This window comes from Microcoleus sp. S36b_A4 (assembly GCF_036700645.1).
Lineage (GTDB): Bacteria > Cyanobacteriota > Cyanobacteriia > Cyanobacteriales > Microcoleaceae > Microcoleus.
On sequence record NZ_JAUBPI010000036.1, the window covers coordinates 1 to 18,347 of the forward strand.

Below are 18,347 nucleotides of genomic sequence, written 5' to 3' on the forward strand. Positions count from 1 at the left end.
GCTAATTTAGGATGATTGCATTTACGTCATACAGCCTAGTTACACAAAGGCTTTAATTGTTTTTGGAGATGTCTAATACAGGTTATATCATTTTAGATTTTAGATTTTAGATTTTACATGACTTATGAATCCGGGTTGAAAGTTAAAATATTTCATCCTAATTTCATTTTTGGGTGTCAAGGTAAATAGAATGGCTATTTAACACTGTTCAGCCAAGGAATCGCGGGAAAAGCTACGGCAACCGGAGCCTTTAATATCTGCTAAATTTTATTGTTAAATAGTCGATCGCCTAACGGTGGCTAATAGTCATCACCTCTATAAAATCATAAAATGTTCAGCACAATTCTTAGATGGGTAATTAACCGCCGCTGGCTAGTCGTTATCGCCACCATTATTGTTAGTCTGTGGACATTTTCTATCATCCCCAAAATGTCCCTTGATGTCTTCCCTCCTTTTGCACCCCCGCAAGTCGAAATTCAGACGGAAGCACCAGGGCTCGCGCCGGAAGAAATCGAGTCTTTGGTAACACTGCCGATCGAAAGTGCGATTAACGGAACTCCTGGGGTGACAGCAGTGCGATCGTCTTCGGCTGTGGGTCTTTCTGCGGTTAAGGTAATCTTTGATTGGGGAACTGAAATTTATCAAGCGCGCCAGTTGATAACAGAACGGTTGCAGCAAGCACAAAGCAAACTCCCGGCTGGGGTAGAAACACCGCAAATTTCTCCCACAACTTCTCCTGTGGGCACTGTTATCACCTATGCTTTTACATCAGAAACTACTCCTTTGATGGAAGTGCGCCGTCTAGTTGACTGGCAAGTCACAAATCGGCTTTTGGCAGTGACTGGCGTTGCTCAAGTAGTAGCTTACGGCGGCGAAGAAAGGCAGTATCAAGTATTAGTAGAACCTGCCAAGTTAAAAGCTTTTAATGTGTCGTTGCAGCAAGTAGCTGAAGCGGCGGCTGCTGCGAATGTTAACGCGCCGGGGGGGTATTTAATTACGCCGGATCGAGAAACTTTAATCCGGGGGGTGGGGCGGATTGAGTCTCTGGAAGATTTGCAGCAATCGGCGATCGACTCTCGCCACGGAACGCCCATCAGAATTGCTGATGTAGCTGATGTCAAGATTGGTGCTGCAATCAAGCGGGGCGATGGCAGTTTTAACGGCAAAAAAGCTGTGATTGTGATGGTAAATAGACAGCCAGTTGCTGATACTCCGACGGTAACGAAAGCGGTTGAGGCAGCAATGGCTGAGGTGCAGCAAGCTCTGCCCAAAGATATTAAAGTTACTGTGACTTTTCGACAGGAAGAATATATTAATTCCTCGGTGGAGAATGTGCGATCGGCTTTAGTTGAAGGCAGTATTATAGTCACCCTTATTCTCATCCCGTTTTTGATGAATTGGCGCACTCTGGCGGTTGTTTTGCTGGATTTCTTTCTGACTTGGCTGTTGGCGCTGCTGGCGATGTATTGGCTGGGGCTGGGGCTGAATACGATGACTTTGGGGGGTTTGTCGGTGGCGATCGGCACTGCGATCGACGATGCGATCGTCTATGCCGAAAATACCTACCGCAATTTGAGAGAAAATGCGTCTTCTCTTCATCCTCGCCCGGTGATGGATGTGATTTTTGATGGCAGTCAGGAGGTACGCGATTCGTTAATTGGAGCGACTGTTATTGGCATTGTGGTGTTTTCGCCAATTTTTACTTTGCCCGGTGTAGAAGGTCGGATTTTTACGCCGATGGGGATTACTTATTTGGTAGTTGTGGTGATTTCTAGTCTGGAATCACTGTTAATATCTCCGGCCCTTTGCGCTATTTTGTTGCCTACCAAACGCATGAGTGGTAAAGAACCTTGGTTGCCGAGATTTTGCAAGCATATTTATCATTATTGTATCAGAATTTCAATGCGTTATTCGGCGATTATTTTAGCTTTTGCGGCTGCTAGTATAGTGGCTGCATTAATTATTTTGCCATCTTTTGGGCGGGTGTTTTTGCCGGAGTTTCAGGAGCAAACTTTGGTGAATACTATTATGCTCTATCCGGGGGTGTCTTTGGAGACAACAGATAGCGCGGCTTTTGCTATTGAAGATGCACTGAAGGATGATACCAGGTTTCAATACGTGCAAGTGCGATCGGGCAGAGCTCCGGGTGATGCTGATGCTGCGGGAGTTAATTTAGCTCACATTGATATAGGTTTGAGCGAGGTAGGGATGAAAAACAGGCCGCAAACTTTGGAAGCCCTGCGGCAGGAGTTTGGTAAATTGCCGGGAGTTGCACCAAATATCGGCGGTTTTATTTCTCACCGGATGGATGAGGTTTTATCTGGTGTCAGAAGTCAGATTGCTGTCAAAATATTTGGTCCGGATTTGGATCAACTTCGCAGCATCGGTGCCGAAGTTGAAGAGCAAATGAAAACTGTTGAGGGAATTGTGGATTTGCAACTCGAACCGCAGGTACCAGTGCCACAAATTCAAATTAAGTTTAACCGTCAAGCTGCGGGTAGATACGGTTTGAAAATCGGAGAGCTTTCTGAAATAATTGAGACTGCTTTAAACGGAAAAGTTGTTTCTCAAGTTTTGGAGGTGCAGCAAACTTTTGATTTAGTTGTTTGGTTGCAGCCTGAAGCGAGAAATAACTTAGAAACTATTCAGAATTTGTTGGTTGATACTCCAAGTGGCAATAAAATTCCCCTCGCCCAAGTTGCGACTGTCAAATACGGTACGGGCCCAAATACGATTAACCGTGAGAATGTTTCTCGCTTGATTGTGGCGGCGGCGAATGCTAAAGGTAGGGATTTGCTATCGGTTGTGAATGAAATTCAAGCTAAAGTCAAACGAGAGGTACAGTTGCCTTTTGGCTATTTTATCCAGTACGGCGGTCAATTTGAAGCAGAACAAAGAGCTTCGCAAAATATTATGATATTTAGTGCGATCGCCTTTTTGGTAATTACAGTATTGATGTACTTGTCCGTCAAGTCCCTTCCTTCAACTGCTATGATTATGATTAATTTGCCGATCGGCTTAGTGGGAGGAGTAATTGCGGTAGCTTTGACTGGCGGCATCATCTCTGTAGCTTCCCTAGTTGGCTTTGTCACGTTATTCGGCGTTGCTACCCGTAACGGCTTGTTATTAGTAGACAACTACAACACTAAATTTGCTGAAGGACTGCCTTTTAAGGAAGCAATTATTAAAGGCTCGATGGAACGGCTGAATGCCATCCTGATGACCGCTTTAACTTCAGCTTTGGGTTTAGCACCTTTAGTATTTGAAGGTGGGGCGGGCAAGGAAATTTTGCAACCGCTGTCAGTAGTAGTTTTAGGAGGTTTATTTACTTCTACAGCACTAACTTTGTTAGTTTTGCCAGCTTTGTATGCTCAATTTGGGCATTTTTTACGACCTCAACAACCTCAGCGAGTTATTGAAGACGGCAAGGTAGTTAATGTGTGATATTTTCTAATTATTGTCAGTCAGCAAGGAGTCAAACAAATGAAATCGCTTAAGTCAAATTTAATTGTTCTAGGTAGTGTCGGATTGCTGTTTTTGGGAGCTTGCAGTAAAGGCGACCAAGCAAGCGATCCAAATAACACTCCAGCCTCCCCTCCTGTCGCCTCTCAACCTGCGTCTTCGCCTCCTGCCACTGCTCCTGAAACAGCAACTAAAGGGGGGCAAGTTGTCAAGTCTGGAGCTTACTATTTAGAGTTTGTACCGGAAAAAGAAGCTACCGGAACTCATTTAGATGTTTTTTTGCAAAAAGGGGAGAAAAAGGAACCAGTTCCTAACGCCAAAGTGACGGCTCAAGTGCAGTTGCCGAATGGAAAGCAGCAAACCCTAGCTCTCAAGTATGATGCTGAGGGCAAACATTACGCTGTGGTGTTTCCCGGCAAAGATGCAGGAAGTTATCCCGTGAAAGTTACTGCGGATATTAACGGAGAAAAAGTTGACGGTCGTTTTACATTCAATCAATAGATAGCTGATGTCCTAATGCGCTCTAAGTTATACCAATTTTTTATGAGGCTGCATAGAATCCGATCCCCCCTAGCCCCCCTTAATAAGGGGGGGACAAGATTCCGATCAAAGTCCCCCTTCTTAAGGGGGATTTAGGGGGATCGAGATATGTGCAACTTCACATTAAATTGGTATTAGGGGCGAATTAGTTATTAGCAACAAACAACTGCCTCCTGCATTTCGACTACAAAGCCGATCGCGTTTCGATCGCACTTAATTTCTTATTTCGTTACCTGAGTTTTTTTTGAACGGGAAAAACACTCGACCTGCCAAACTTTGAAGGTAAATGCCACCGACGGTAATTAAAAAGACGAAATAAGCGATCGCCTGCACGACATAGAGCTTATCTGTGTAGCCAAATAGCGCACTCAACAACAAACCAGGAAACTTTTCTTCGGGAAGCAGTTGCGAGGTATTCCAGACGATTGGCCCGAGAATGCAAGAATGGATTTTAGTAAATCTTTCGTAATAGAAACACAGTGCGGCTGATTCGCGGTTTGTTTGCGATAAAATATTCATCGCGCTGTCAAAAATTCCCAAAGTAGATACCACTAAACCCGCTACAATGAAGAGCAATAAAATGCCCATATATTTGAAAAACAGGCGGATATTAATTTTGACTCCCCATTTAAACAGCAGGACGCCAAGTCCGGTGGCTGAGAGAATGCCAGCCAAAGCGCCGATTGCCGGAATAATCCCTTGTTGAAACTTGGCAACCACAAACAAAACGGTTTCAAATCCTTCGCGTAAAACGGCAATCAAAACTAAACTAAATACGCCCCAACCGGCATGAGAGTTGTACGTTAAGGCGGCACTCACAGCGCCTTCGACTTCGGCTTTCATAAATCGCGCTTGCTTGGTCATCCAAATCAGCATCCAACTCAGCATTGCGATCGCCACAAGCCCAAAAATTGCCTCTAGCAGCGACTCCATAATCGGTGCAAAAGGCTGATTGGATGCGGACAAAATTTGAATAGTCCAGCCGAAAAGTACACCTATCAAAGCGCTGGCAATAATTCCAACGCCAACACCGCCGAAAACCCAAGGACTTAAATAACTTTGTCCCGACTTTTTGAGACAAGCGAGAACGATTCCGACAACTAAGGCGGCTTCGACTCCTTCGCGGAGAGTAATTACAAATGTGGGCAATGCTTCGCCAAAATTCATTTTTTTAGTTGAGGTAATATCGGGAGGTAATTGGTAATCTTTTTACCAATTACCGTGGTTTCAGTTGACTTTTTTAAGAGGCGGGTTTGAGAACTTTTTGGCTGTCGCTTTCGATGGTTTTAACTAGCTGGTTGACTTGTTCGGTGGTTTTGACGGGGGCGGGGGGTGCGATCGCCGTTGGCCAACTTGTCTTCAGTTCTGTCATGTTAGCCACAATTGCTTTGTCAATTTCCGGGCTGGTTTTAGCCACTTGCTCGGCTATATCTTTGTACAGCATTTCCGCGTACATGACAAAACCCCGCGAATCTTGATATTCAATAATTGCGGAAATTTTGCCGTTAGCAACTGCGGCTCCGTATTCGGAATTAGCTGTATCTAGCAAGCCGTTAATCACTTGCAGCACGAATTTCGGATCTTTGCGCTGAGTTTCGGGAAGGGCGGCAATTGCTCCGTCAACTGCTTGCATTGATGTGTCAAATTCCGCCTTCACTTGAGCCGGATCTTTTGCACCTGCTTTAACTAAATCCTGCAATTTAATTAAAGTAGCCTTAAATTCAGGAATTTTACGCTCGTTTAGCTGATCTTCCACATCGGCATAAATTTCTTCGACTGGATGCCCGATGTGCGGTTCTGCCTGGTCTGGTTTGCCTTGATCCAATAGTTCTTTTGCTACGATAAGATGCCCTTTCATCAAGCCAAGTTTAGTCATGTAGTCTACATCTTTAGGTTCGCCTGTCAGCACCACATTTTCAATAGTTACCAAGTCTTTGATTTGGTCAAATTGGGCTTGAGTAATGACATTTTTTGAAACCAATTCTTCGACTTTTCCGTAAGGGCGGCTGGCTTGAATTTTGTTAGAAAGTGCCGGTACTCCTAACTTGGCTTCGAGTTTATCTAACTCTGAAAGAATGGCAGTATTGATGTTGATGCCGCCTTTGCCGCCGTGGTTCATGCTGTGACCGCTTGTGGATGCGGGACTGGCTGTAGCAACGGGTGAGGCGCTGCTGTCGGTGTTGCTGGCCGTGGGGGTGGAAGCGCAACCAGCCAGAGCAACGAGGATGGCTGTAGCGGTGGCGGTCGGTAATAAGCGAAAGGATTGTAACATGGCTGTTGCTAATTTTTACGTTATGTGCATTTCGACTCACAAGTTATTAAGAATAATTCTCAATTATTTGCGAGCTATTCATTCTACCTATTTGCGATCGAGCTTGTCAAATAATTTCATACTTTATTTGAATCGCTGCACCGTGGTAGCAGAATTTGGTTTAAGTGATGACTTCAAATACCCCCATGCAGCCTGCTTCGGCGATCGCATCTTGATGGGGATGAAACATATATTTTCCGGCGTAGCCGTAGGTGAATTCTAAAATATGTCTTTCAGCTACTCCCATTGTAATTACATCGGTTCTTTCACTGGGAGTCAAAGTCATTCCCGTGCGATATACGTCAAAAAAGTTGGCGTGCAGGTGAAAAGTCACGGCGGGTTCGTACTCAATCAGGTTGAGAACGTAAAGCCGGATTAGCTGATTTCGGTAAATAGGGATCGGGTTGTTCATGTAATAATTGGGCAACCCGTTAAAAGCGTAAAGTTCGTTTTTTTCGTCGTCGTTTACGTCGTATCCTCCCATGATTAATATGATTTCATCGGCGGGAGGACGGGGTTTTGGCGGATCAATGATGAACATTCCATAGAGTCCTTTACCTATATGGCGAGTTACGGGTTCAATATGGCAGTGATATAGATGCAATCCGTAAGGATTGGCATCGAATTCATAAATAAATACTGAACCGTTTTTTACTGGTTTAACGCCATCCATTTCGCTTGTATGAACGCCGTGAAAGTGCAGCGAATGAGAATGTCCGGCTTTGTTATAAAAAATGACGCGGATGCGATCGCCCTCTGTTGCCCTCAATGTCGGCCCCGGCACTCGATTGTTGACATTCCAGGTGTTGAAAGTGACGGCGCTGTTAAGTTGGACGATCGAAGTATTAGCTTCTAGGCGAAATTCCCGAACCGTGCGCCCGTTTTCGCGCGTCACCGTGCCGTAATCAAAATCCCGCGCAATTTGCATCGGGTTGATATTGCTGACGGTGATTGCATCTGCAGGCATGGGCGGTACTCTCGCGACTGATGTCGGTTTGCGAGTCAAGTGTTGAAGTGCGATCGCGCCGCCCGCTACCCCAGCCCCAGCTATTCCTAGCTGTAGCAGTTGGCGGCGACTCCAGCGTCCCGGCTTTTTCATGGCGGGACGATCGGATAAATCTGTCATACTTATTGAAAATTTTTCTCAAATATTCACTCGTGGTTGATTATAAGACATTATCAGCTTGTTGTCAATTATTGTCAATAGTTCTCTTTTTCTGCGAATTCAGAAAATTTCATGCTGATTTCATCTCAGTATGTGATCTTAAAGATTGGGGTAGATGCTGCCGATCGCTAACAATGTATAAGGATTTACCGCTATAAATTAGAGTTATGAGAGTTTTGCTAGTTGAAGATGAGCCAGATTTAGGGAAAGCGATCGATCGCACTTTAAAGCAGGAAAAATATATAGTTGATTGGGCTTTGGATGGCAGTGAAGCTTGGGAATATTTAGACAGTCACTGGATGCAATATAACCTGGCTATTTTTGACTGGTTGCTACCAGGATTGTCAGGGTTGGAACTGCTGCGGAGATTGCGTGCTAAAAATAGCGCACTGCCCGTATTGATGCTGACAGCAAAAGACCGAATGGAAGATAAAGTTGCGGGACTAGATGCCGGAGCTGACGATTATTTAGTCAAACCGTTCGGGATGGCGGAACTGTTAGCAAGATTGCGGGCTTTGCAAAGGCGATCGCCCCAAATTCAACCGCAACAGCTACAGGTAGGAAATCTGGTTTTGGACTGCGGAAATCGAACTGTGTGCCATCTCGATCGAAGTGGTAACAGCCAGATAATTTCTCTAACAAACAAAGAGTTTCAACTGCTAGAATACTTTATGAAACATCCCAACCAAATTATCACCACTGACCAAATTCGGAATCAGCTATGGGAGGCGAGTGCAGATAGCTTTAGCAATGTGGTAGCAGCTCAAGTGCGCTTGCTGCGGCGCAAACTTGAGTCTGTTGGCGGCGCTAATTTAATAGAAACCGTTCACGGCGTCGGATACCGCATGAGAAATTAAAGCTGTAGGGGCAACAGCGGGCGGATTATATCTCGTTTCCAGTATCTGGCTATAATATAGAAAACTCGATCGGAAAAATGACTGCCATGAAAGATTTAATCCAACAAGAGTTAGAAAAGCTCGATATAGAACAACTCAAACAAGTATTTGAATTTATTGCTTTCCTGAAATTTCGTGCCAAATTAGTTACTATTCCAGCAATCGATGAAACTAACTTAGCTGCACTCTACAGCGAATTTGCCGAAGAAGACCGACAACTTGCGGAACTCGGAATGAGCGAATATGCAGAACTCCTAAAACATGAGGATTTGGCATAAAATTCAAATATAAAAAATGTATTTTTCGCCTGCAAACTTTTATTTTAATAGGACTTATGCAGGGGTGTCAGAAACCAGATTCTTTAACCTTATTCTCTCTTTGTTCCTCCTCTGCGTTCTCTGCGCCCTCTGCGGTAGATAAAAAAATATTATCTTCAACTAATTACCAATTACCAATTACTAGCAATATATGAAAGGTGAATCAAAATAAACTCTTTAACCGAACTCGCTGGCAATTAGCCATTTCCTATGCAGCAGTAATGGGTTTGATTTTAAGCTTGTTGGGATTTGGTGTATATAAGGCGATCGCCCACGCTCACTGGGTAGCCATAGACCGGGAATTAGAATCGGTAGCGGGGACGCTACACGACAGCCTAGAACTCAAATTGCAGCAGCCCGGACGCTTGGAGCCAATAGTCAACGAACTTTTACCCAACCTCCGCCTAATGGGAGTTAAAGGCATTACAGAACAGTTGCCAAGCCGCCATATTTTAAGCGCTATCAACCAAGGCTATTACTATATTCGTTTATTTGATTATTCCGGTAAATTAATTGCTACGGCTGGCGATTATCCAGAAGAATTACCAGCCGGATTTAACTCCCAATACTGGCAAACAATAACTGATACCAAAGGCAATGTTTATCACCAAATTTCTGTAGCGCTACATACCCAAACACAGCAAGATTGGGGATATTTTCAAGTTGGTCGGAGTCTGCAAGACTTCAATGATTATCTCAGTACAGTGAAATGGGTTTTGAAATTAGGATTGCCTACAGCATTGATTCTGATAGGGTTTGCTAGTTGGTTGTTGGCAGGATTGGCAATGAAACCGATTTACTCTTCCTACCGACAGATTCAACAGTTTACGGCCGATGCCGCCCACGAATTGCGGACGCCTTTAGCGGCTTCGCAGGCGACTGTAGAATCAGCACTGTTGACGCCTCAATTAGATGAAAAAGAGGCGAGGGAAATTTTGCGGACGATCGATCGCCAAAACCGACGACTGACTCAGTTAGTGGCTGATTTGCTGCTACTGGCTCGCATGGATAATCAAGTGATACGTGATCGCCCTCAATTGTGTTGTTTGAATGACCTGGTTAGCGATTTAGTAGAGGAATTGGCAGCTTTGGCGATCGCCTCAAAGGTAGCCCTAACATCCGAAATGCGCGTACAGCAGCAATTAAATGTTGTCGGCAATTCCGACCAACTTTATCGCTTAGTTGCTAATTTAATTGTTAATGCCATTCAATACACTCCGGCGGGCGGGAAAGTAACAGTTATTTTAGATTGCAATCACATCGAGGCGATCGTTCAGGTTCAAGATACCGGTATTGGGATCGCGGCGGCAGATTTAGAGCGAATATTCGATCGATTTTACCGAGTCAACAGCGATCGATCGCGCCATACTGGCGGTTCGGGACTGGGATTGGCGATCGCCCAAACCATTGCCCGGGCACATCGTGGCAGCCTCAGCGCCAGCAGCGAATTGGGGCAGGGCGCTACTTTCCTGCTGCGGTTGCCTTTGTGAGCTACTATGTGAGGGAAACTGACATCTTGCACCATGCTCAAGAACAGGCTTTCCTGCCTGTTCCACAAAGAGTGATTCTTGTTGTGGGGTGGGCATCCTGCCCGCCAGTCAAAGGCTGATTGAGAATTGTGCAAGATGTGGGGAAAACCGAATCATCTTTTTGTGGTAATCCCTTTTGCAGAAGAGAGCACGATCGCCGAAAATCATTAAATAGTCCTCAGTCAGTAGTCAGTAGTCAGTAGTCAGTAGTCAGTAGTTAGTAGTCAGTAGTTAGTAGTTAGCAGCTAACAACGTATAACAGGAAAATTCAGCTCGACTAACAATTAATAACTAATGACCAATGACCAATGACCAATGACTAATCACGGTTCATTACCGACAAATACCTAGCGAAAAATTATGACAGTTTTAGAACAGGGAACAATCTCAATCCATACCGAAAATATTTTCCCGATTATCAAGAAGTCGCTATATACTGACCACGAAGTCTTCTTGCGGGAACTAATTTCTAACGGAGTGGATGCCATTGCCAAACTAAAAATGGTTTCTCGTTCCGGCGAATACGGCGGCGACATGGGCGAACCGCAAATCACCATAGCGATCGACAAAGAAAACAAAACCCTCTCAATTTCCGATAACGGCATCGGCATGACCGCCGATGAGGTAAAAAAATACATCAACCAAGTCGCTTTCTCCAGCGCAGAAGAATTTATTCAAAAATACCAAGGCAACGGCGACGACGCAATCATCGGTCATTTCGGTCTAGGTTTCTACTCTTCTTTCATGGTGGCGAAGAAAGTAGAGATTGATACTCTTTCTTACCAAGAAGGCTCCCCAGCAGTACACTGGTCTTGCGACGGGTCTCCCGCTTTTGAACTATCAGAATCTTCCCGCACGGAACGCGGCACTACTATTACTCTTACCCTCCAAGACGAAGAACAAGAATATTTAGAACCCAGTCGCATTAAGCAGTTAATCAAAACTTACTGCGATTTCATGCCAGTTCCCATCAAATTTGAGGGAGAGGAACTCAACAAGCACAAAGCAATTTGGCGGGAATCAGCCAGTAATTTGCAAAAAGAAGATTACTTAGAACTTTACCGCCACCTTTACCCGTACCAAGACGAGCCGCTGCTGTGGGTACACCTGAATACAGATTATCCTTTTATTGTCAACGGGATTCTTTATTTTCCAAAACTGCGCCCGGATGTCGATGTTACCCAAGGCAATATTAAGCTATTCTGCAACCAGGTTTTTGTCAGCGACCACTGCGAAGAAATTATCCCGAAATTCTTGATGCCGCTGCGGGGCGTTATTGACAGTACCGACATTCCGCTGAACGTTTCTCGCAGTTCTTTGCAAAGCAATCGCACTGTGCGGAGAATCGCTGATTATATTGCGAAAAAAGTGGGCGATCGCCTGAAAGAAGTCTACCGCGACGACCGTAACGAATACATCCGCTGCTGGCAAGATATCGGCACTTTTGTCAAGTTCGGAACTCTCAACGATGACAAGTTCAAAAAGCAAGTCGAAGATATTTTAATCTACCGCAGCACCTACGAACCAACAGCCGAGAAGCCAGAAACTGTAACGCCCGAAGTTCAGGTGCAAAGTGAGGAAGGAGATTTGTGGCAGGATGTGACTCCGAAGTCGGAAACTTCTACTTCGACGCAACCTTACACGACGCTGAAAGAGTATTTGGAACGCAATCAAAAACGCCACGAAAATCGCGTGTTTTATTGTACCGATCCTGCCTCTCAAGCAACTTACGTGGCAATGCACAAAAGCCAAGGTTTAGAAGTGCTGTTTATGGATTCTTTCATCGACACGCACTTTATCAGCTTCCTGGAACGAGAACACTCAGATGTCAAATTCTCGCGGGTTGATTCCGACATCGACGAAACGCTAATTGACAAAGAGAAAGAAGCGGAAATTGTCGATCCGGCGACGAATAAAACTCGCAGCGAACAAGTTAAAGAAATGTTCCAAAAAGCTCTCAATAAGCCGAAAGTGAACATTCGCACAGAAGCTTTGAAGTCTGACTCTGCGGAGGCGACGCCACCTGCGATCGTACTTTTACCGGAAGATGTGCGCCGGATGCGGGACATGACGGCGCTTTTGCGGCAGCAAGCGGCCGAATTCCCCGAAGACCACGTTTTGCTGGTGAATACGTCTCACCCGCTGATTCAAAATCTGGCGAGTTTGAGTCAGGGTGCGATTATTCAAGGCGGCGGGGAATCTCCGTCAAGTCAGTTGGCGAGTATGATTTGTCACCACGTTTACGACTTGGCTTTGATGGCCCAGAAGGGTTTCGATGCTGAAGGGATGAAGGATTTTGTCGAGCGATCGAATCAAGTCTTGACAAAGTTGACTGAACGTGCAATTTAATTAACCCCCCAACCCCCCCTTGCTAAGGGGGGAGTAAGAGTTTATTTCTATTGGTAAAGGGATAAGTCAAGCCTTCTTCCTTCTTCCTTCTTCCTTCTTCCTTCGGGTATAATAAAAGGCTGCACGCAAAAAAACGGTAATCTGGAGGGCAATATGTCACGGAAATGTCAGCTAACGGGAAAGAAGGCGAATAACGGTTTTGCAGTTTCTCACTCGCACCACCGCACTCACAAATTGCAAGACGCTAATTTGCAGTGGAAGCGGGTTTGGTGGCCGCAGGAGAAGCGCTGGGTAAGATTGCACCTTTCTACAAAAGCAATTAAAACCTTGCAACACAAGGGTTTGGAAATCATGGCGAAGGAAGCTGGAATTAACCTGTACAAGCTTTAAAAAACTTGGCTAAATTAAAATGAGGGCGATCGCACATTTGAGAGTGCGATCGCCCTTATTTTTAGAGAAAAACTTTTACTAAAGCTATTTTCGGCATTGCAGTAAATAAGTAGTCATCTGACCTTTGCCTTTAACTTCGATAGCGCCGCGGTTTTCAAAGAAATACTTTTCTCGCAACTGCTGATAAGTTGTCTCTGTTACGTGAATGCACCCCGGCAAGCCGTGAGATTCCATGCGGGAAGCAGTGTTAACGGTGTCTCCCCATAAATCGTAAATAAATTTTTTAATTCCAATAACTCCGGCAACAACCGGGCCGCTGTTGATGCCGATTCTGATGCTGAAATCTTGATTGTGGGTATTGCTGAAGTCAGTAATTGCCTGCTGCATATCCAAAGCCATTTCTGCGATCGCCTCTGCATGATCCCTGCGGGGCATGGGCAGCCCTCCAACTACCATGTAAGCGTCGCCAATCGTCTTAATTTTTTCCAAACCGTGCCTTTCTGCTAGGTTGTCAAATGTCGAAAAGATGTCATTCAGCAAGGCAACTAATTCCGTTGGAGAAACTCGCGAACTGAGTTGAGTAAAGCCTACTATGTCCGCAAATAAGACAGTAACATCAGCAAAAGTGTCTGCGATCGTACTGTCTCCCCGCTTCAACCGATTCGCTATTTCTTCAGGCAAAATATTCAACAGCAAGCGTTCTGATTGTTCCTGTTGAACTCGCAGTGCACTTAAAGTCTCATTCAGAGCATTAGTTCGTTCTTTCACTCTAAACTCTAACTCGTCATTCAGCTTTACAAGCTGCATTTCAGCCCGCCTGCGTTCTGTGATATCCGTACCGATTGCCAGCATTCCCGCGAACTTTCCTGCCGCGTCAAACAGCGGTTTATTTGCCCACGATACCCAAACCCGCTCGCCGCTGCGCCGGATACTTTCATTTTCATTTCGCGTATATTGTTCTGGGTTTTCCAAAATATCTCTCAACTTTGCTGCCAAGTCATTTCCTCTTGTATCTCTCTGGGGAATAATTGTTCCCACGGCGTTTTTGCCAATTATCTCTTTTTCATCGTAACCAAAAAACTTCTGTGCAAATTCGTTAAAAAAAGTAATATTTCCTCGCCTATCTATTTTTAAAATAATGCTGTTAGCATTTTCCACTAACTCCCGATACTTAATTTCGCTTTGCCGCAGCGAATCCTCAGCAGAGGCGCGTTCCGCTACTGTCGCCGCCAACAGCAGCGATGTAACTACAATTACGCTCATAAAAGCCTGTAAAAATAAGATTGCCTGATTGATATTTTCCGCTTTTGCAATAAAGGGGCCACCTCCCTGAGAACCGCCCCAAATTGCGATACTGGATACAATGAAAGATGCTAAAACAGCCCCACCCTGGCCGAATTGAATGGTTGCCCAAATTACCAAGGGAAATGGCAAGTATTCGAGGGGATAACCGGAGAGATTACTTTCACTTTTTGAGTTGTAAACTAGCCAACTGACTGTTACTAATAACAGCAGGCATATTCCGGCACCGATACGATTTAGAATTGTTTTAGAAGCTGTATTTTGTGAGGGGCTGGGCGCTGGCTTGTGGTTATATATAATCAACAGCATGGGAGTAAAAATTAAAACTCCTAATGTATCTCCAAGATACCAATTCCACCGAATGTGCCAATATTCGCTCCAGTCAACTAAACCAGTTACACAGAGGCGTAGCGTGCCGAGAGTACAGTTGATTTGAGTGGCAACTACAGCACCGCAGAAAACTAAGTTTACTACATCTATGAGCCGTTCTAGTGACGGGCGAAACTTGAGTTTCTGCAACAAACTAAATGCGATAAAAGCTTGCATACAAGCACTTAATGCAGATATTAATCCACTTATCAAGGAGACTTTTTGGTTAAAAATATCGAAAAAGAAGACGCCTAAAGCTATTCCAGGCCACACCTGCCGCCCAAACAATAAAAGTGCAGCTTGTGCAATTCCTGCGGGTGGCCAGACGCACGTACCTAATTTATTTATGCCAGGGATTGAAACTGCTATTTTTGCTCCTAAAGCGTAAGCCAAAGCAATGGCAGTTACTTTTGCTAAATATTGCCAATTTCTAGATTGAGAAAATTGCAAAAACTGATTTTTTGGGGAAACCATACTCAGTGTTATATTCTTAATTAACTATAGCAACCGCGCCCGAAGATTAGGAAATTATTAATTATGAAACATGACTTTTTATATTGCTTCTTCCTTCTTCATTCTTCCTGATGCTATAACTTGATCCCTGTCAGAAAATAAGTGTTCATCTGGCCTTTGCCTTTAACTTCGATCGCGCCGCGACTTTCAAATACATACTTGTCCTGCAATATATCATAAATTGCAGAGGTGACTTGAATGCACCCCGGCAAGGCGTGGGATTCCATGCGGGAAGCGGTGTTAACGGTGTCTCCCCATAAATCGTAAATAAATTTTTTAATACCGATTACTCCGGCGACGACAGGGCCGGTGTTAATCCCAATTCTGATGCTAAAATCTTGATTGTGGATATTACTGAAGTCAGTAATTGCCTGCTGCATATCGAGGGCCATTTGGGCGATCGCCTCTGCATGATCGCTGCGGGGCATCGGCAGCCCTCCTACTACCATGTAGGCATCGCCAATAGTCTTAATTTTTTCCAATCCGTGCTTTTCTGCTAGGCGATCGAATGTGGAAAAAATGTCGTTAAGCAAGGAAACTAATTCTGGCGGAGAAATTTGGGAACTAATTTGGGTAAAACCGACTATATCTGCAAATAATACTGTTACTTCGGCAAAAGTATCGGCGATGATGCTTTGGTCTTGTTTTAATCTGTCGGCGATGGGTTGTGGTAAAACGTTTAGCAGGAGACGATCGGATTTTTCTTGTTCTAAGCGCAAAGCTGCTTCAGCTTCTTTGCGAGTTGTGATGTCTTGAACAGTACCTTCGTAATAAAGCAAATTTCCGTAGGAATCGCGCACGGTATAAGTATTTTCTGAAATCCAGATTATGCTGCCATCTCGGCGGTAAATTTGAGATTCAAAATCCGATACTTTGCCTTGTTCTTCTATTAAGCGGACAATTTCTGCCCGGCGTTCGGAGTCAACATAAAGCTGTTGGCTAATATCAGTTAATGTGCCGACCAATTCCTCGCGTGAACTGTAACCGTAAATGCGAAGCAAAGCAGGATTGGCGCTGAGATATTGCCCATCTGGGGTAGTTTGAAAAATGCCGACGATCGCATTTTCAAAAATGCTGCGGTATTTTTCTTCAGCTTGCCGCAGCGCTTCTTCAGCCCGCTGCCGTTCTCGCGCTTCCATTGCGAAAGTTACAGAGTCGGCTAGAGAAACAGCGAAACTTTGTTCTTCAATCGTCCAAAAGCGGGGCATTCCTACGTGTTCTAAACAGAAAACTCCTGCTGTTTCTCCGCCTATTTGAATCGGCGTATCTAGCATAGAAGTGATGCCCAAGGGAATTAGGTAAGATTCCGCAAATTCTTTAGTTCTAAAATCGTTTTGCGCGTCAAATGCAGCAATTGCGCGTTCTTCTCGCAGTGTTTGAAAATAGACAGGATAGTCTGCTGCTGCTAATTTCAAACCGTGTGAGTGCTGGTTGAGAGTGCGATCGAACAAATCCAGGCACTCCATCTTGGATTTAGTGCGATCGTACAGCCAGACGCTCGATCGGGCAATTTCCAGAGTACGGCTAGCAGTTTCAGTTATTTCTTGAAGCGCTTTCGTTAAGTCGCCTTGATTCAGCGCTTTATTTTTGGCTAAATCAATTAATGCCGATTTCTGTTTCTGTAGCTGAAGTTCGCTTTGTTTCAGGGCATTTGTCCGTTCTTCAACTCGGATTTCCAGCTTTTCATTCAGCTTTTGCAACGCTATTTCAGCTTTTCGGCGATCGGTGATATCTGTGCCGATGCAGAGGATGCCCAAAAGTTTTCCCGCTGCATCAACCAACGGTTTATTTGCCCAAGATACCCAAACGCGATCGCCACTGCGCCGCATATTTTCATTTTCATAGCTGATAAAGCGAGCGGGATTGTGTAAAATTTCATTATAAACCAACTCTAAGTTATTCCCTTCGAGGTCTCTGTGGGGAATAATTGTTCCCACTGGATTTTTTCCCAGGATTTCTTCCTCCTTATAACCAAAGAAATTTTCTGCAAATTCGTTAAAAAAAGTAATATTCCCGTCTCCGTCCAGTTTCAGAATAATACTGTTAGCATTTTCCACCAATTCTCGATATTTAATTTCGCTTTCCCGCAGAGAATACTCTGCTGATGTGCGTTCAGCTACTGTCGCTGCCAATAACAGCGAGGTAATCGTAATTACACCCATAAAAGCTTGCAAAAACAAGATAGCCTGATTAATATTGTCGGCTTTGGCTGTGAAGGGCCCACCTCCATGAGAACTGCCCAAGATTGCGATAATTGAGACAATAAATGATGCTAGAACAGCGGCTCGCTGACCGAATTGAAGCGCGGCCCACATGATCAAAGGAAATGGCAAATATTCCAGGGGATAACGAGAAATAGCAGCTTGATGTTTCGACTCAAAAACCAGCCAGCTCACCCCAATTAATAAGATTAACCATACTACCCGCTCAATTAAATAATTTTTATGGGTTCTGTTGGTATTTTTAAACGATCGGCGGTTACTTTAGGACGAAGAAAAATTAAAATCAATGGAGTGATAATTAAAACTCCCATTGTGTCTCCTAACCACCAATTCCATCGAGCAGACCAATATTCGCTCCACTCTATTTTTCCGGCTAAATATAGAGAAAATGCGCCAATAGTGCAACTGATTTGAGTAGCAATTAGACCGCCAAACAAGATTAAATTAATTACATCTTTCAAGCGCTCGATAGAGGGACGAAACCGGAACCAGCCCAGGACAGTTACGGCAAAAACCGCTTGCAGAATCGCCCCGGCGTTTCCTCCCACCCAAAGTGCAAATATCTGTTCACTTGGGTTAACCAAATTGAGCAAAAATGTACCCAAAAGAATGGCAGGCCAGACTTTACTCCCAAACAATAAAAGTCCGGCTTGGGCAATTCCTGCGGGTGGCCACACCGAGGCAGCAAAGGGATTGACACCTTGAATTGAAATTGCTAGCCTCGCCCCCACGGCGTAAGCGACAGCAACGACAGTTACTTGGGCTAAGTACCGCCCAATTCGGGATTGAGGGAATCGCAGAAACTGATTTAGGTTCAGATTCATACCGAGTTTTAAGTTTTAGGGAATTTCACATCAGAAGGAAGAGGGAAGTTCGGCAACGGATTATGTAACGGATGTAACGGATGTAACGGATGTCAGGAAGAGGGAAGGAGGAAGAGAAAGAGGGGAGCTAATGTAGCTGTACACCGCGCACATTGCGA

The 18,347-nt window shown here is 44.6% G+C and carries 11 protein-coding genes and 1 pseudogene; 7 read left to right on the plus strand and 5 right to left on the minus strand.

Translation table 11 applies throughout. From position 1 onward, the window contains the following. Positions 1–330: 330 nt before the first annotated feature. Together QUA03_RS13870 and QUA03_RS13875 are read left to right on the plus strand one after the other, a co-directional pair. Positions 331–3,444, plus strand: coding sequence for an efflux RND transporter permease subunit (locus QUA03_RS13870; protein WP_333212874.1), 3,114 nt, complete (start codon positions 331–333; stop codon positions 3,442–3,444). Positions 3,445–3,483: 39 nt separating this feature from the next. Further along, the gene (locus QUA03_RS13875) at positions 3,484–3,963 is read left to right on the plus strand and encodes a hypothetical protein (protein WP_333212876.1); all 480 of its coding nucleotides are present in this window, start codon (positions 3,484–3,486) and stop codon (positions 3,961–3,963) included. A 252-nt stretch (positions 3,964–4,215) separates the two neighbouring features. On the opposite strand, the gene QUA03_RS13880 is transcribed toward QUA03_RS13875, so the two are convergent. From QUA03_RS13880 to QUA03_RS13890, 3 genes are all read right to left on the minus strand, one after another. Further along, positions 4,216–5,169, minus strand: coding sequence for an FTR1 family protein (locus tag QUA03_RS13880; protein ID WP_333212878.1), 954 nt, complete (start codon positions 5,167–5,169; stop codon positions 4,216–4,218). 73 nt (positions 5,170–5,242) lie between these two features. Beyond that, positions 5,243–6,274, minus strand: coding sequence for a helix-hairpin-helix domain-containing protein (locus QUA03_RS13885; protein ID WP_333212879.1), 1,032 nt, complete (start codon positions 6,272–6,274; stop codon positions 5,243–5,245). Between the two features lie 160 nt (positions 6,275–6,434). Then, a complete protein-coding gene (locus QUA03_RS13890) occupies positions 6,435–7,439 on the minus strand; it encodes a multicopper oxidase domain-containing protein (protein ID WP_333212881.1) in 1,005 nt (334 codons plus the stop codon). Between the two features lie 206 nt (positions 7,440–7,645). On the opposite strand from QUA03_RS13890, the gene rppA reads away from it, so the two are divergent. The 5 genes from rppA to rpmB all read left to right on the plus strand — a co-directional run bounded on the left by rppA (position 7,646) and on the right by rpmB (position 12,959). Next, on the plus strand, positions 7,646–8,335 hold the full coding sequence (rppA, locus tag QUA03_RS13895; protein ID WP_333212883.1) for a two-component system response regulator RppA: 690 nt from the start codon (positions 7,646–7,648) through the stop codon (positions 8,333–8,335). Between the two features lie 86 nt (positions 8,336–8,421). Then, positions 8,422–8,652 carry a hypothetical protein gene (locus QUA03_RS13900; protein ID WP_333103822.1) on the plus strand — a complete coding sequence of 77 codons (231 nt, stop codon included), beginning with the start codon at positions 8,422–8,424 and terminating at the stop codon, positions 8,650–8,652. A gap of 197 nt (positions 8,653–8,849) precedes the next feature. Next, entirely contained in the window at positions 8,850–10,181 is a 1,332-nt protein-coding gene (rppB, locus tag QUA03_RS13905) for a two-component system sensor histidine kinase RppB (RefSeq protein ID WP_333212885.1), read from the plus strand. Between the two features lie 399 nt (positions 10,182–10,580). Continuing rightward, complete coding sequence (gene htpG, locus QUA03_RS13910; RefSeq protein ID WP_333212887.1) at positions 10,581–12,569, plus strand: molecular chaperone HtpG; 1,989 nt, start codon at positions 10,581–10,583, stop codon at positions 12,567–12,569. 153 nt (positions 12,570–12,722) lie between these two features. Beyond that, complete coding sequence (gene rpmB, locus QUA03_RS13915; RefSeq protein WP_006634309.1) at positions 12,723–12,959, plus strand: 50S ribosomal protein L28; 237 nt, start codon at positions 12,723–12,725, stop codon at positions 12,957–12,959. An 84-nt stretch (positions 12,960–13,043) separates the two neighbouring features. Here the strand turns inward: rpmB and QUA03_RS13920 are convergent, their stop codons facing one another. Together QUA03_RS13920 and QUA03_RS13925 are read right to left on the minus strand one after the other, a co-directional pair. Then, the gene (locus tag QUA03_RS13920) at positions 13,044–15,104 is read right to left on the minus strand and encodes an adenylate/guanylate cyclase domain-containing protein (protein ID WP_333212889.1); all 2,061 of its coding nucleotides are present in this window, start codon (positions 15,102–15,104) and stop codon (positions 13,044–13,046) included. A gap of 113 nt (positions 15,105–15,217) precedes the next feature. Beyond that, positions 15,218–18,189 (minus strand): annotated as a pseudogene (locus tag QUA03_RS13925) (adenylate/guanylate cyclase domain-containing protein). Between the last annotated feature and the right edge of the window lie 158 nt (positions 18,190–18,347).